Source organism: Halomonas sp. A40-4, from assembly GCF_015767635.1.
Taxonomy (GTDB): Bacteria; Pseudomonadota; Gammaproteobacteria; order Pseudomonadales; family Halomonadaceae; genus Vreelandella; species Vreelandella janggokensis.
In genome coordinates, this window is the sequence record NZ_CP065230.1 from 1,367,060 (window position 1) to 1,381,747 (window position 14,688).

Annotated in this window: 14 protein-coding genes; 8 read left to right on the forward strand and 6 right to left on the reverse strand. The window is 56.0% G+C overall.

Features of this window, described 5'->3' with window-relative positions:
• Positions 1 to 4: 4 nt before the first annotated feature.
• Together IT895_RS06400 and IT895_RS06405 are read left to right on the forward strand one after the other, a co-directional pair.
• Positions 5 to 505, forward strand: coding sequence for an Lrp/AsnC ligand binding domain-containing protein (locus tag IT895_RS06400; protein WP_085917422.1), 501 nt, complete (start codon positions 5 to 7; stop codon positions 503 to 505).
• A gap of 3 nt (positions 506 to 508) precedes the next feature.
• Entirely contained in the window at positions 509 to 1,264 is a 756-nt protein-coding gene (locus IT895_RS06405; protein WP_085917423.1) for a HesA/MoeB/ThiF family protein, read from the forward strand.
• Positions 1,265 to 1,278: 14 nt separating this feature from the next.
• Here IT895_RS06405 and IT895_RS06410 read toward each other — a convergent pair whose 3' ends face one another.
• The gene (locus IT895_RS06410; RefSeq protein WP_199285056.1) at positions 1,279 to 1,833 is read right to left on the reverse strand and encodes a bactofilin family protein; all 555 of its coding nucleotides are present in this window, start codon (positions 1,831 to 1,833) and stop codon (positions 1,279 to 1,281) included.
• A gap of 352 nt (positions 1,834 to 2,185) precedes the next feature.
• Between IT895_RS06410 and IT895_RS06415 the strand changes: the two genes are divergently transcribed.
• The gene (locus tag IT895_RS06415) at positions 2,186 to 2,617 is read left to right on the forward strand and encodes a bactofilin family protein (RefSeq protein WP_176243618.1); all 432 of its coding nucleotides are present in this window, start codon (positions 2,186 to 2,188) and stop codon (positions 2,615 to 2,617) included.
• Between the two features lie 118 nt (positions 2,618 to 2,735).
• Here IT895_RS06415 and ahpF read toward each other — a convergent pair whose 3' ends face one another.
• Both ahpF and ahpC read right to left on the reverse strand, forming a co-directional pair.
• The gene (ahpF, locus tag IT895_RS06420) at positions 2,736 to 4,292 is read right to left on the reverse strand and encodes an alkyl hydroperoxide reductase subunit F (RefSeq protein ID WP_085917426.1); all 1,557 of its coding nucleotides are present in this window, start codon (positions 4,290 to 4,292) and stop codon (positions 2,736 to 2,738) included.
• Between the two features lie 135 nt (positions 4,293 to 4,427).
• Positions 4,428 to 4,991, reverse strand: a complete 564-nt coding sequence (gene ahpC / locus IT895_RS06425; RefSeq protein ID WP_085917427.1) for an alkyl hydroperoxide reductase subunit C — start codon at positions 4,989 to 4,991, stop codon at positions 4,428 to 4,430.
• A gap of 318 nt (positions 4,992 to 5,309) precedes the next feature.
• Between ahpC and IT895_RS06430 the strand changes: the two genes are divergently transcribed.
• The 4 genes from IT895_RS06430 to IT895_RS06445 all read left to right on the forward strand — a co-directional run bounded on the left by IT895_RS06430 (position 5,310) and on the right by IT895_RS06445 (position 9,509).
• On the forward strand, positions 5,310 to 6,413 hold the full coding sequence (locus IT895_RS06430; protein ID WP_199285057.1) for a polyamine ABC transporter substrate-binding protein: 1,104 nt from the start codon (positions 5,310 to 5,312) through the stop codon (positions 6,411 to 6,413).
• Positions 6,414 to 6,519: 106 nt separating this feature from the next.
• Entirely contained in the window at positions 6,520 to 7,701 is a 1,182-nt protein-coding gene (locus tag IT895_RS06435; protein WP_199285058.1) for an ABC transporter ATP-binding protein, read from the forward strand.
• Positions 7,702 to 7,764: 63 nt separating this feature from the next.
• Positions 7,765 to 8,676: an ABC transporter permease subunit gene (locus IT895_RS06440; protein WP_085917430.1), complete on the forward strand. Its 912-nt coding sequence runs from the start codon at positions 7,765 to 7,767 to the stop codon at positions 8,674 to 8,676.
• Positions 8,673 to 9,509: an ABC transporter permease subunit gene (locus tag IT895_RS06445; protein ID WP_085917431.1), complete on the forward strand. Its 837-nt coding sequence runs from the start codon at positions 8,673 to 8,675 to the stop codon at positions 9,507 to 9,509. Before IT895_RS06440 ends, IT895_RS06445 begins: the two co-directional genes overlap by 4 nt.
• Here IT895_RS06445 and IT895_RS06450 read toward each other — a convergent pair.
• Positions 9,506 to 9,715 (reverse strand): CPXCG motif-containing cysteine-rich protein, encoded by a 210-nt coding sequence (locus IT895_RS06450; RefSeq protein ID WP_199285059.1) that lies wholly within the window; start codon positions 9,713 to 9,715, stop codon positions 9,506 to 9,508. The genes IT895_RS06445 and IT895_RS06450 overlap by 4 nt on opposite strands.
• Before the next feature lie 113 nt (positions 9,716 to 9,828).
• On the opposite strand from IT895_RS06450, the gene IT895_RS06455 reads away from it, so the two are divergent.
• The gene (locus tag IT895_RS06455; protein ID WP_199285060.1) at positions 9,829 to 10,254 is read left to right on the forward strand and encodes a DUF3617 domain-containing protein; all 426 of its coding nucleotides are present in this window, start codon (positions 9,829 to 9,831) and stop codon (positions 10,252 to 10,254) included.
• Between the two features lie 132 nt (positions 10,255 to 10,386).
• On the opposite strand, the gene IT895_RS06460 is transcribed toward IT895_RS06455, so the two are convergent.
• On the reverse strand, positions 10,387 to 13,500 hold the full coding sequence (locus tag IT895_RS06460) for an efflux RND transporter permease subunit (RefSeq protein ID WP_199285061.1): 3,114 nt from the start codon (positions 13,498 to 13,500) through the stop codon (positions 10,387 to 10,389).
• Positions 13,500 to 14,567 (reverse strand): efflux RND transporter periplasmic adaptor subunit, encoded by a 1,068-nt coding sequence (locus tag IT895_RS06465; protein WP_199285062.1) that lies wholly within the window; start codon positions 14,565 to 14,567, stop codon positions 13,500 to 13,502. The genes IT895_RS06460 and IT895_RS06465 overlap by 1 nt, the downstream gene beginning before the upstream one ends.
• Positions 14,568 to 14,688 lie beyond the last annotated feature (121 nt).

The window sequence follows — 14,688 nt, forward strand, 5'->3', positions numbered from 1 at the left end:
TGCCATGAAAGCAAAAAACAAAACGCTGGACCGCATCGATTTGAAAATTCTGCGCTGTCTGCAGGAAAACGCGCGAATTTCGTACGTGGATCTGGCCACCGAGGTGGGGCTGTCGACCACTCCTTGCCTGGAGCGGGTCAAGCGTCTTGAAAAAGCCGGTATTATTCGCGGCTATCAAGCGATTCTCGACCCTCAGGCACTCAAGGCGAATTTACTGGTGTTTGTCGAGATAAGTCTGGAAACCCAGTCCCCCGCCGTTTTCGATGAATTCCGACGCGCCGTCGAAAAACTGCCGCAAATTCAGGAATGTCACCTGGTCTCAGGGCAGTTTGATTACATTTTAAAATGCCGTATTCCGGAAATGTCGGCGTATCGCCAGCTGCTTGGTGATGTCGTCCTGACCCTGCCGGGCGTCAAGGAGTCGAAGAGTTACGTGGTCATGGAGGAGGTAAAAGAAAGCTTCAGCCTGCATGTGCCTGAGTTTGAGGAATTCGAGGAAAAGTAGCCCATGATGGATGATCACGCGCTGCTGCGCTATAGCCGCCAGATAATGCTGCCAGAGGTTGATATCGAGGGTCAGGAGCGGCTGATCGATAGCCATGCGCTGATTGTCGGTGCCGGTGGGTTAGGGTCGCCGGCGGCGCTGTACCTGGCGGCGGCGGGGGTCGGGCATATCACGCTGGTCGATGCGGACAGCGTTGAGCTTTCCAATTTGCAGCGTCAAATTGCTCACCAGCAGGCGAGTATCGGTCACAACAAGGCGGATTCAGCCAAGGCCAGTGTGCAGGCGCTCAACCCCGAGTGCCGTGTCATTACGGTTGAGGAGCACGCCCAGGGTGAGCTGCTCGAGCGATTGGTTGCCGCCGCCGATGTGGTGCTTGATTGCACGGATCGCTTTTCCAGCCGTTACGCTATCAATGCCGCTTCGCAAAAAGCCAGGGTGCCGCTGGTATCCGGGGCCGCGATTCGTTTTTCAGGTCAATTGGCGGTATTTGACCCGCGTCTGCCCGAGGCGCCCTGTTACGCCTGTTTGTACCCACCCGATGGGCAGGGCGACGATGCGTTGAGCTGTGCAGAAAGCGGCGTGATGGCTCCCTTGGTCGGCGTGATTGGCTGTTTTCAGGCCGTTGAGGCGTTCAAGCTGCTTAGTGGTGCAGGCAAAGCCCACCAGGGACTGTCGCTTTTCGAGGCGTTAAGCGGACACTGGCGGCACTTTAATGTCCCCAGGGATCCTGCCTGCCCGGTGTGCGCGCCTGCCCATTAAGGGGTATCGGTTTCTTAGCTATTGGCGGCGTCGTCAGCCGGGAAGCTGGCTTTCTGCGGACCCTGTGGCTTTGACGATTCGTTTTTCCCCTTGCTGTTGAAGTCCTTCGGCGGTTGCGATGAAAAGACACTGTTGAAAATGTCGTTATCCGGATTCATGTCGATGCTGCCATGAAAGACGCTGCCGTCCTCCAGAACGAGGCAGGGAGTGGTGAGGGTGCCGGTCACGTGCGCCCCGTCATGAACCGTTATCTTATGCAGGGCAACCAGGTTGCCGTCCACGCTACCCGAAACACGCAAGGTATGCGCGTAGACATCGCCACTGAGGCTGCCATTTTTGCCCAGTGTCACCGTGTGTTGTTTGCAGGTCACGACGCCAGTGATCTGGCCTTCGATGGTAATGTCTTCGTCGCTGTTGATATCCCCATGAACCTGCGTATTGCTGCCAATGACCGAGGTGCTTTGCCGTGACGCCTTGGGGAGACTGATGGTCTCCTCGGTTTGAGGTATTTCCTGTTGAGCGTCAGTCGTGCTGTGTGGCGCGGTAGGCGGTTTGGTTTTACTGAACATGCGATATACCTGTTGGGGTTGATAGGGGGTGCCAAGGCGTCAATAGCAAAATGATGGCATCGGTTCATGCGATAATATTAATTTACGCTGAACATTGTTAAGTCAAAGCGCAAAGATACCGCGCAACTCGCCTTGTATTCTTGACGTTAGCTTATCAGCTTGGGTCTATAACATTGACGCTGAATGAAGAGCAGGGGCATCGCATCTCATGGGTACTGAAACATGGCTGATTTTGCTTGGCGTTACGGTTATGACGTTGATTATTTTAGATGGCAGGCGTAGAAAACTGAAAAAACGGGCAGCGAGCAGCCATAACGCTTCAAGCGTAAGCGCCCGAACCGATGATGCAGCAATGGTTGATAATGTACAGAGCCTGCCAGCTTTGTCCGGTGTGCTCACGGCGCCTGACGAGTCGCCCCTTCGCGACGGTTGTGTATCGCTTGAGCCCCCACGCAGAGAGGGAAGCTATCTGGGCGCCGCGACGCAGATAGCAGGCAACATCATTGCCAATGAAGGCGTGTCGATTAAAGGGCGCGTTGTGGGGGCTGTGATTGCCAGGCATCAACTGATCCAGTTGAGCGCCAGTAGCGTGGTCAGCGCTGACCTGGAGGGAGGGCATGTGTGTATAGACGGCTACCTTGACGGTGATGTCCATGCCAGTGATCGATTGACACTGATGCCGAGTGCCAACGTGCGTGGTGCGATGTCAACGAACCGCTTTGAATGCCATTCAGGTGCCAAGGTCACAGGTACCGTCGCAGCCTGTCAGCCCACGGGTAGATGACCATAAAAAAGCCCGCTTGGTAGCGGGCGCGACGTCAGTGTGATCAACGTCAAAGGGAACCTATCCAAACGTAGTTAGCAACTACCCGTGGATCGGTCAGGGGACTTTGGGGTCGGCACTAGAGACGGATCAGGTAGTCAAAGGCGCCCAGTGATGCCTTGGCGCCTTCGCCCATGGCAATGACGATCTGTTTGTAAGGTACGGTGGTGACGTCCCCGGCGGCAAAAATGCCCGGTACTGATGTCATGCCATGTGCATCGACAATGATTTCGCCGCGCGGGCTCATCTCGATGGGCGAGTCTTTCAGCCATTCGGTGTTGGGTACCAGGCCAATCTGCACAAAAATACCTTCCAGCGCGACGTGCTTGATTTCGTCGTTGGTGCGGTCCTTGTAGGTCAAGCCATTCACGCGGCTGCCATCGCCGATCACTTCGGTGGTCTGGGCGTTGAGGATAATATCCACGTTGGGCAGGCTCTTGAGCTTTTTCTGCAGGACAGCGTCGGCGCGCATTTCGCCCATGAACTCGATCAGCGTCACGTGCCCGACAATGCCTGCCAGGTCAATCGCGGCCTCTACGCCAGAGTTGCCGCCGCCGATCACGGCGACATGCTTGCCCTTGAAAAGCGGACCATCGCAGTGAGGGCAGTACGCCACGCCTTTGTTACGGTAGGTCTGTTCACCGGGCACGTTCATTTCACGCCAGCGCGCGCCAGTGGCCAGTACCAGGGTCTTGCTTTTAAGCGTGGCACCGGACGCCAGTATCACTTCGTGAAGGCCGCCTTCGGTATCGGCAGCTTTGAGCGAGTTGGCGCGCTGCAGGTTCATCACGTCCACTTCATAGTCCTTGACGTGTTCTTCAAGCGCGCTGACCAGCTTGGGTCCTTCGGTGTGCGATACCGAGATAAAGTTCTCGATGCCCATGGTGTCGGCCACCTGACCGCCGAACCGTTCGGCAGCAATGCCGGTATTGATGCCTTTGCGTGCCGAATAAATGGCCGCGGCGGCGCCGGCGGGACCACCGCCAATCACCAGGGTGTCAAAGGCGGCTTTTTCGCTGAGCTTTTTGGCCTCGCGCTCGATGGCACCGGTATCCACCTTGGCAAGAATTTGATCAAGGGTCATGCGGCCTTGATCAAAGGGTTTGCCATTGAGGTAGATGCTGGGCACCGACATGATCTCACGGTTTTCCACCTCGTCCTGGAACAGCGCGCCGTCGATGGCAACGTGGCGAATGTTGGGGTTGAAAATCGCCATCAGGTTGAGTGCCTGAACAACATCGGGGCAGTTCTGGCAAGACAGGGAATAGTAGGTTTCAAATACCAGTTCCTGATCAAGCGCACGGATCTGGTCGAGTACATCCTCACTGGTCTTGGGCGGGTGACCACCAACCTGCAGTAAAGCCAGCACGAGAGAGGTGAACTCGTGGCCCATGGGAATGCCAGCAAACACGACGCCAGTGTCTTCGCCGGGCCGGGTAATGGCAAAAGACGGTGTGCGCGGATTGTCGCCTTCCGTTGACAGGGTGATCTTGTCGCTCAAGCCGCTAATCTCTTGTAGCAGGCTGAGCAATTCCTTTGATTTATCTTCGTCATCCAGCGAGGCGACAAGCTCAAGTGGATGCGTCACTTTCTCCAAATACGCTTTTAGCTGATCTTTTAAATTGGCGTCGAGCATGATCGAAACAACCTCTTGGCTGGCAAAGGTGTGTGACGGCAACTGGGTCGTCGTTTCAGGGGGATCAGACAACGGCACCCGGGTGATGCCCGGGTGCCTGTTGAAAACTAGCGCGTTGCGGTGCCGTTAATTGGGTTAGATCTTGCCGACCAGATCCAGCGATGGTGCGAGGGTCTCTTCGCCTTCTTTCCACTTGGCAGGGCAGACTTCGTTCGGGTTGGCGCGAACGTATTGAGCCGCTTTCACCTTGCGCAGAAGTTCTTCGGCGTTGCGGCCAATGTTGCCGGCATTGATTTCAACGATTTGAATCTTGCCGTCGGGGTCGACAACGAAGGTGCCGCGCTCGGCGAGACCCGCGTCTTCAATCAAAACGTCAAAGTTGCGTGAAATGCGCAGCGTCGGGTCGGCAATCATTGGGAATTGCAGTTTGCCGATCGTCTCTGAACTATCGTGCCAGGCTTTGTGAGTAAAGTGCGTATCAGTTGAGACGCTGTAAATTTCGACACCCAGCTTTTTAAACTCTTCATAGTTGTCTGCCAGGTCGCCAAGCTCAGTGGGGCAGACAAAGGTAAAGTCAGCTGGGTAGAAAAAGAAGATGCTCCACTGGCCTTGTAGATCGGCATCAGAAACGTCAACGAACTCTCCGTTCAAGTAAGCGGTTGCGTTGAAAGGTTTAACTTCAGAATTGATCAAAGACATTCAGAACATCTCCATTGGCAGCGAATGACAGTAAAATAACTTGCTTATTAGACTAAGGATTAAGTCATGTCTAATAAAATTGGGAAAAAACATCGGTTAGATAGAAAAAAACTATTAAAGGCACCACCATTCATCAAGGTGATGTGTTGCGCTACGCTGGAGGTGGGCCGACTACCTGCGGAAATAATACTTTTCTCAATCGTCTTGCGATAGCGGGCTCCGCGTCGCAAAATTCGCACGGTCAGTCGCGCAGTGGCGAACGGGTAAGGTCAAGAACCTTACTTGAGTTTATCGTTAGTTTCACTAAGGAGCAGGTTAATGGGGAACATCCACAAACTTTCCAGGGCCGTTGCGGCCATTTCACTTGCCGCAGCGGCAACCACCGTTAATGCCGATGAAGTCCGGGTTTACAATTGGTCCGACTATATTGCACCCGATACATTGGAAAAATTCACGGAACGCACGGGCATTGACGTCACGTACGACGTGTTTGACAGCAACGAAATACTGGATGCGGCATTGCTTTCGGGCCGGTCCGGCTACGATGTGGTGGTACCGTCTACCTACTACCTCACGCGGCAGATGAAAGCCGATGTTTATCAACCGCTGGATCACGACAAGATTCCCAATTTAAAGCACTTGAACCCGGCATTGATGGAGAACCTGGAAGCGGTTGATCCAGGCAGTGAGTACTCGGTGCCTTATATGTGGGGTACCAACGGGATCGGCTATAATGTTGATCGCGTCAAAGAAATCCTGGGTGAGGATGCCCCGGTCGACAGCTGGGCCTTGCTTTTTGACCCTGAGATTACCGGACAACTCAGCGAGGCAGGTTGCGGGCTGTCAATGCTGGATTCCGGCGATGAAATGCTCTCGCCCGCGATGGTATATCTGGGCTTGGACCCCACAAATGAAAGCCGTGAAGACCTTGAGGCGGCAGGTGAGTTACTTGCTAAAGTACGTGATGACATAACCTACTTCCACTCGTCTCGCTATGTGTCGGATCTGGCCAACGGTGATATTTGTGTCGCGGCCGGTTACTCAGGTGATATTTTCCAGGCGGCCGACCGGGCAGAAGAAGCCGGGCGTGACTTTGAAATTGCCTACAGCATTCCCAAAGAAGGCGCGGCACTCTGGTTTGACATGATGGCGATTCCCGCTGATGCGCCCAATCCTGATAACGCCCATGCCTTTATCAACTTTATTCTCGACCCGCAAATCGCCGCCGAAATAACCGAGTACGTGCGGTATGCCAACCCTAACGCTGCGGCGGATGAATACCTTTCTGATGAGATTCTCAACGATCCCGCCATCTACCCTGATACCGACGTGATGGATAACCTCTACGTGCAGGTTGAAAAGCCTCAGGACATCCAGCGCGCTCGCACTCGCATCTGGAACCGCGTAAAATCCGGCCGTTAAGATACGTTCATCCGACGGCGAGCCCAGGCATCTACACGATTGGCCTGGGCTCGCTGTTCGTTTTTTGATTGCCCGTTGTCTACGGGCCTTTTCATGGGAGTGGCGAATGGTGACCACGCCGCTATCGAACGACGCGTCATCCAATCTTCCTGCCAATGCGGCTGCTATGCGTGCCCTGGGCAAAGCCCCTCGGTTTGCGGATGACATCGTGTTGGAGGTGAAGCGGTTAAGCAAACGCTTTGATGATGCCCTGGCGGTAGATGACGTCAATCTGCAGGTAAAGCGCGGTGAGATTTTTGCCCTGCTGGGGGGGTCCGGCTCTGGCAAGTCGACGTTGCTACGCATGTTGGCGGGGTTTGAAACACCCACCGAGGGACGTATCTTGCTGGGCGGCGACGATATTACCGCCGTGCCGCCGCACAAGCGGCCCATCAACATGATGTTTCAATCCTATGCGCTGTTTCCGCACTTGACCGTGGCCCAGAACATCGCATTCGGGCTAAAGCAGGACAAACTGCCAAAGGCAGATATTGAGGCGCGGGTCGCGCACATGCTCAAGCTGGTGCACATGGAGCGTTTTGCCAAGCGTAAGCCACACCAGCTTTCCGGTGGCCAGCGCCAGCGTGTGGCGCTTGCGCGCTCGCTGGCCAAACGTCCCAAGCTGCTGCTGCTTGATGAGCCGATGGGGGCGCTGGACAAGAAGCTGCGTACCGAAATGCAGCTGGAAGTGGTCGAGATCATTGAGCAAGTCGGGGTGACGTGCATCATGGTCACCCACGATCAGGAAGAAGCCATGACCATGGCCGACCGGGTGGCGATCATGGCCGACGGATGGATCGAGCAGGTGGGCTCACCGATCGATGTCTATGAAAGCCCGGTCAGCCGCATGGTGGCCGAATTTGTAGGCACCGTAAACTTGTTCGAGGGGGAAATCGTCGAGGACGCTGCGGACCACTGCAAAATTGTGTCACCAGTGCTTGAACGGCCGATTTATATCGACCACGGGATCACCACCCAGGCCGTGGACCGGCGGGTGTGGGCCGCGCTTAGGCCGGAGAAGATCTGGCTGACCCGCGAGTGCCCATCCGCCCCCCATAACTGGAGCGAAGGCAAGGTGGAAGATATCGCCTATTTGGGCGGCTTTTCGCTTTATTACGTGCGCACCCCCAGTGGTCAGCTCATCAAGGTCAGTATGGCCAATACCGAGCGTCGTGGCGACCGACCTACCTGGGAAGATCAAGTGTACGTGTACTGGGAAGATCATAGCGCCATGGTGCTGAACCGTTAGCATGGGCACCTTACTCGTCTATGAAAAGCGCCTTTTGCGGTGGGCGCTCAGGAGATCGCCTAAATGATGCCTGCTCGATTTTCCGCCATGCTAAAGCGCCTGCAACTGGGACGGCGTGCGGTGATTGCATTGCCCCTTCTGTGGCTGACGCTATTCTTTCTGCTGCCCTTTGCGTTGGTGCTGAAAATCAGTTTCTCTGAGGCCGCCATCGCGGTGCCGCCGTACGGGCCCCTGGTTGAGGTGGTCGACCAAACCCTGAATATTGCGCTCAACCTGGGAAATTATCTTTTTCTGGCATCGGATTCGCTGTATGTGGCGGCGTATTGGGGGTCGCTGAAAACCGCCTTCATCTCGACCCTGGCCTGCCTGTTGATCGGTTACCCCATGGCCTATGCCATGGCGCGAGCGAGTGCCCGTTGGCAGATGATTTTATTGCTGCTGGTGATGCTGCCATCCTGGACATCGTTTCTGATCCGGATCTACGCCTGGATGGGCATCCTCAGCAACAGCGGCTTACTGAATAACCTGCTGATAGGCATGGGGCTGATCGACTCCCCCTTGCGTATGATGAATACCCAGTTTGCGGTGATTATCGGGATTGTCTATGCCTACCTGCCATTCATGGTGCTACCGCTCTATGCTCACTTGACCCGGCTGGATAATGCATTGCTCGAGGCAGCATCAGACCTGGGGTCGCGCAAGTTGAATACCTTCATCAAGATCACGTTGCCCCTGTCGATGGGCGGCATTATTGCTGGCTCCATGCTGGTGTTCATTCCTGCCGTGGGCGAGTTTGTGATCCCTGAACTGCTGGGCGGCCCGGATACCTTGATGATTGGCAAGATACTGTGGCAGGAGTTCTTCAACAATCGCGATTGGCCCGTGGCCTCGGCGCTTGCCATGGTCATGTTGCTGCTGCTGTTGATCCCCATTGTCTGGTTCCACCGTCATCAGTCTCGGGAGTTGAACGAATGAGCCTTGCCAAGCCACGTCTCCGTTTTAGCAGCGTCATGCTGGTCCTGGGGCTGCTCTTTCTGTATGTGCCGATGCTGGTGCTGGTGGTGTACTCGTTCAACGCCTCCCAACTGGTGACGGTATGGGCGGGGTTTTCTACCCAATGGTATGGGGAGCTGTTTCGCGATGAGCAAATCCTTTCAGCCATATGGATGAGCCTGCGCATTGCCTTTTTCTCCGCCAGCATGGCGGTATGCCTGGGGACCATCGCGGCGTTTGTGATGACTCGTTATGGGCAATTTCGCGGCAAAACGGCGCTTTCGACCATGATAACGGCCCCCTTGGTAATGCCTGAAGTGATCACCGGGCTGTCGCTATTACTGCTGTTCGTGCAAATGGCCCAGATCACGGGCTGGCCTGCCGACCGGGGGATGGCGACCATCTGGATTGCGCATACCACCTTCTGCAGTGCTTACGTCGCCGTGGTGGTGGCAGCTCGCCTGCGTGAGATTGATCGGTCTATCGAGGAGGCCGCGATGGACCTGGGGTCGCCGCCGATGAAAACCTTTTTTTGTGTAACGCTGCCGGTAATTGCACCAGCGTTGGTGGCAGGTTGGCTGTTGGCCTTTACGCTGTCGCTGGATGATCTGGTGATTGCCAGCTTTGTATCGGGGCCTGGGGCCAATACGCTGCCAATGGTGGTGTTTTCATCGGTGCGAATGGGCGTATCGCCAAAAATTAATGCGCTGGCAACGCTGATCATTTTAGCGGTATCCCTGGCAACGCTGCTGGCGTGGTATATCATGCGTCGCAACGAGGCCAAGCGACAACAGGTGTTGAAAGCATCAGGTTAGAGCACATCGTCATCGCTGCCCAGACTGACGCTTTCCAGTTCGCCGGTGACCAGCGATACCTCGATAGCCAACTGGATGGGCGCGCAGCACTGGTGGCAATCCTCCCAGGTAACATGACTGCCCTGTGAAGGATCAATCAATAGTGTTAACAAGGTATCGCAGTAGGGGCAGAAGGCGTCATACTCTACTAAGGTATCTTCTTGCATGGTGCGATCCTTTTGCAATTGACACTTAAGTGTAGCAGCCGTGTCATCGAGAGGCATTGCCGTATGCAATCAGTTAGGCTAAACGCCGTTTTATAACGCAATGGAGAGCAGCGATGAAGTTACGACAGTTGGCCATAGCGGCCTTGGTGGCCTTGCCGGTAACCGCATGGGCGGAAACACCCAACATAACGCCCGGGTCGTGGGAATTTGTCAGCACCACCACCGTGACCGGCGACATGCCGATTCCTGACCAGACCGATACCGAACAGCAGTGCATCACCCAGGAAGATCTGGACGATGCCGATTTGGGCTTTATTGAAGAAGAGGAAGGCTGCGAGTTGCTCAATCAGGACACCAGTGCTGACGGCCTTTCCTACAGCATGGTATGCCGGGCTGACGGCGGCGAAGCCAATATCGATGGTGATATGCAGTTCATGGGGGAGCGCATCGAAGGGTCTGTCGATATCATGACGCAATCGCCCATGGGCGAGCTGAACATGCAAACCCAGATAGAAGGTCAGCGCTTAGGCGATTGTTGAGCTTAGTCTGACGCGACATGCCAAAGAGGGCGCGCCGCTGAGGCGCGCCCTCTTTGTTTATTGGAAAAGGGTTATTGGAAAAGGGTTATTGGAAACTGTTATTGCCAACCGAAATACAGGGGCACGCCTTGGCTAACGTTCCGATGTCGATTGAGCGATTTCATGCTCCAGTCGACGTTTGACCGCCCCAGGCGAGCCACTGTGTCGAGACAGTAAATCGTAGGCGACCGGCACCACAAACAGCGTGAACAGCGTGGCAGCTCCCACTCCAGCCATGATGACAATACCGATCACATAGCGCGACTCGGAGCCCGGGCCGCTCGATACGATCAGGGGAACTGCTCCTGCCATGGTGGTGATGGCGGTCATTAAAATGGGCCGCAGGCGGGTGACAGAGGCTTCGATGAGGGCGTCACGGAAAGCCTTGCCTTCATCGCGCAACTGATTGGCGAACTCGACGATCAGTATGCCGTTTTTAGCGGCGAGTCCAATCAGCAGTACCAGCCCCACCTGGCTATAAATATTCAGCGATTGGCCGGTTAACCACAGCGCCAACAAGGCGCCGCTCATGGCAAGCGGTACCGTGAGCATGATGACCAGGGGGTGAATGAAGCTTTCAAACTGAGCGGCCAATACCAGAAAGACCACCAGTGCGCCCAGCACCAGAAGGAAAGTGGTCGCGCCGCTGGCGTCCTGGAAATCCCTGGATGCTCCGGCGACGTTGGTCTGCGCTTCTTCAGGCAGCAGCGTATCCGCGCTTTGTTCAAGGTAGGTAAGGGCTTCTCCCAATGGGTAGCCATCCGCCAGGTTGGCTTCGATGGTGATCGAGCGCACGCGATCGAAACGGTTAAGCGTACTGGCCCCTGCCGCGTCGCTTAAGGTCACAAGACTCGCCAGGGGAATAAGCTCGCCCGAGCGCCGTGAACGGACCTGAATGTTATCCAGCGAGCGGGGGCTGTTCTGGCTGGCGCGATCGCCTTCAACGATGACATCGTATTCTTCACCGTTATCGACATAGCGGGTGACGTTGCGCCCACCCAGCAGCACTTCCAGCGTGCGACCGATCTCGCTGACCGTGACCCCCAGAGCGGCGGCTCGCTGCTCGTCTATCTCCACGTTGAGTTGCGGTTGCGTCTCATCGTAGTTGCTTTCGATGGCGCGAATGCGTGGGTTATCGTCGCGGATATGATCAATCAGTCGGTCGCGCCACTCGGCCAGTTCTTCGTAGGTGCCCCCGCCGAGTACAAACTGTACGGGCTTTTGCGTACGCTGGCCGAAGCCTTGACGCATGACCGGAAATGCCTGGACGCCGGGTAAGGTGTTCAGCTCAGCGCGAACATCGTCCATGATTGCCCAAGCGCTACGGCGACTGCCCCAGTCGGCCATATTGACGATGATGAAACCGCTGTTGAAGTTTTCAATATTGCCGTAGCCGCGAGGCGCACGAACGACAATCCGTTCCAGCTCACCGCTGTCGACCATTGGCGTCAAGCGGGCTTCTATCTCATCCATGTAATCCATCATGTAGTCAAAGGTGGCGCCTTCGGGCCCGTTGACCAGCACGATGAAGTTACCCCGATCTTCCTGGGGGGTGTACTCGTTGGGCAATAGTTGACTTAACCAGGCGGTCAGCGCAACCAGTAGCCCAAAGACGGCGATTACCCAACTGCGTCTTGCGAGCAGCACTTCGAGCAAGGAACGGTAATGGTGTTGGGCGCTACGCATGATGCGTTGCACGCGTTGGGAAAGGCGGCTGTCGTGCATGCGCGGCGAGAGTATTTTAGACGCCATCATCGGTGTCAATGTTAGTGCCAGCAACGTGGAGATGGCGACCGCTGCGGCCATGGTGAGGGCAAACTCGGAAAATAACCGCCCAATATCGCCCTGCAGCATGCTGAGCGGCACAAAGACGGCGATCAACACCAGTGTGGTGGCAATGACCGCAAAGGCGATCTGGCGGGTGCCACGAAACGCGGCCACCAGCGGTGTTTCGCCTTCGTCATGCATGCGCCGGTTGATGTTTTCCAGGACGACAATGGCGTCATCGACAATCAACCCGATCGCCAGCACCAGTGCCAGCAGGGTCAGCAGGTTAATGGTAAAGTTCATGACCGCCAGCGCAGTAAAGGCACCAATGATGGCGATCGGCACCGTAACCGCCGGGACCAGCGTGGTACGCAGGTTGCCCAAAAACAGGAACATGACCACAATAACCAATACCATCGAGATCAATAACGTCAACACGACCTGCTTGATGGCCCCCGAGACGAACACCGACGCGTCGTAGTTCAAACTGAGTGACATGCCATCGGGAAGCGTCGATTGCAGCTGCGCAAGCTCTTGGCGCACCGCGTCTGAAAGTTCAACGACGTTGGCGGTCGACTGCATGATCATGCCAAGCCCGACCATGGGAACGCCGTTGGCGCGGAAGACCGTGCGGTCCTCTACGGAGCCGACCTCGACGTCGGCGACGTCTCCAAGGCGGACCAGGTAGCCATCGTCGCCTTCGACAAGCGGGAGTGCCTGAAAGTCATCGGCGGTTTCAAAGGTGCGCGGTAAGCGAACGATGAATTGGCGATCCTCGGATTCAATGGCACCGGCGGGGAGCTCGACGTTTTCGGCCCGTAATGAATCTTCAATATCGCTGACGGTTAAGTTCCGTGCCGCCATGGCGTTGCGGTCAATCCAGATGCGCATGGCATAGTCACGGCCACCGCCCACGCGCACCCTGGCCACTCCCGGTTGTACCGAAAGGCTATCCACCAGAAAGCGGTTGGCATAGTCGGTAAGCTCGGTGATCGAGTAGCCATCTCCCGAAAGGCTTAGCCATACCACGACTTCCTCGCTGCTATCGGCTTTGCTTACCTCGGGGTTCTCGGCATCGTCGGGCAGGTTGCGCAACGCGCCGCCTATCCGGTCGCGCACGTCGTTGGCTGCCGCGTTGATATCCATGGTCAGGGCAAATTCGATATCAATACGTGAGCGGCCGTCCTCACTTTCGGAGGTGATCAGTTCGATTCCTTCCACCCCGGCGATGCGGTCTTCAAGCACCTGGGTAATGCGTGTTTCAACGACGCTTGCCGAGGCCCCGGGGTAGCGGGTATCAATACTCACGATCGGAGGATCCACGGTGGGGTATTCCTGAAGCGGCAAGCGATCAAGTGCCAGGAGGCCAAAGGCAATGATCAATGCCGCCATCACCACCGCCAGGACAGGGCGTTGAACCGATATGTCCGATAAGCGCATTAGCGATCAGCCTCAAGTAACTCGCGTACACTGGTATCCTCGTCAATCAGGCCCATCAGCCTCACCGCTTGACCATCCCTGGCTCGCTGCAGGCCATGCACCACGACGATGTCATTGGCCGCTAGCCCTTCGTTAATTTCCACTTCGCCTGCCCGACGCTCGCCCAATTCGACGCTCTGCTGGCGAAGCCGAGGAGTGCTCTCGTGATCGTCGATCAGCATCACAAAGTGGCGATTACCATTGGGTTGGACAGCTGCTTCGGGGACGACCACGCTTTGTCGGGGCTGCTGGCGAACTACGATTTCCATTAGCATGCCTGGACGTAGCCGTTCATCCGGATTGTCGATTTCCGCGCGAATGCCAATGCTGCGTGTTACCGGGTCGACGCGCGTCCCCAGGCTGGCAATTTCACCGTTGAAAACCTCGTCTGGATAGGCGGCGGTGGTGGCGCTGAGCGATAACCCAGGCGCAAGTCGGCTGAGGTAGGTTTCAGGGACACTGAAATCCAGCTTCATGACGTCCAGTTTGTCAAGCGTGACCAGCTCCATACCCGGTGTCACCAATGCACCAGGGCTCAAATTGCGTATGCCGACACGGCCACTGAACGGGGCGGTTAGTCGATAATCCGCAAGACGTGCACGTAATGCCGCAATTTCAGCCTCGGCCTGGTCAACGCGCGACTGGTTATCTTCTACGTCAGCGCGAGCTGCCAAATTGCGGTTCTGTAACTCAGAGGCGCGTCCCAGGGCATTAAGCCGCTCGTCTCGAAGCGATTGTGCGACCTTTAAACGTGCCTGCTCTTCAGCGTCCTGCAGGCGAATGAGCGTATCGCCCTCGGTCACACGCTGGCCGTCCTGAAAATTGATGTCGGCAATGGTATCGGTGACGGTGGCCGATAGCGTCACGCTTTCATCGGCGCGTAGCGTACCCAATGCTTCAATGGGGTCAGACCAGGGAGCAAGCATGGCGCGAACACCAATCACGCTGGGCTCGGATTGAGCCAGGCTGGCGATGGGGGCAGTGATGAGCAGTAGCGTGACAGCCAGGCGGCGGCACAATAAAGGCATAAGTCTCTCTGCAATACGTGGACCGCGTGCGCTGACGCCAGGCAGCGGTTTATGTTGTCAATGTCGATAGCTGTTCAATTTTATACAAAAGCTATATTTATTATTTCAATGATACAATAAA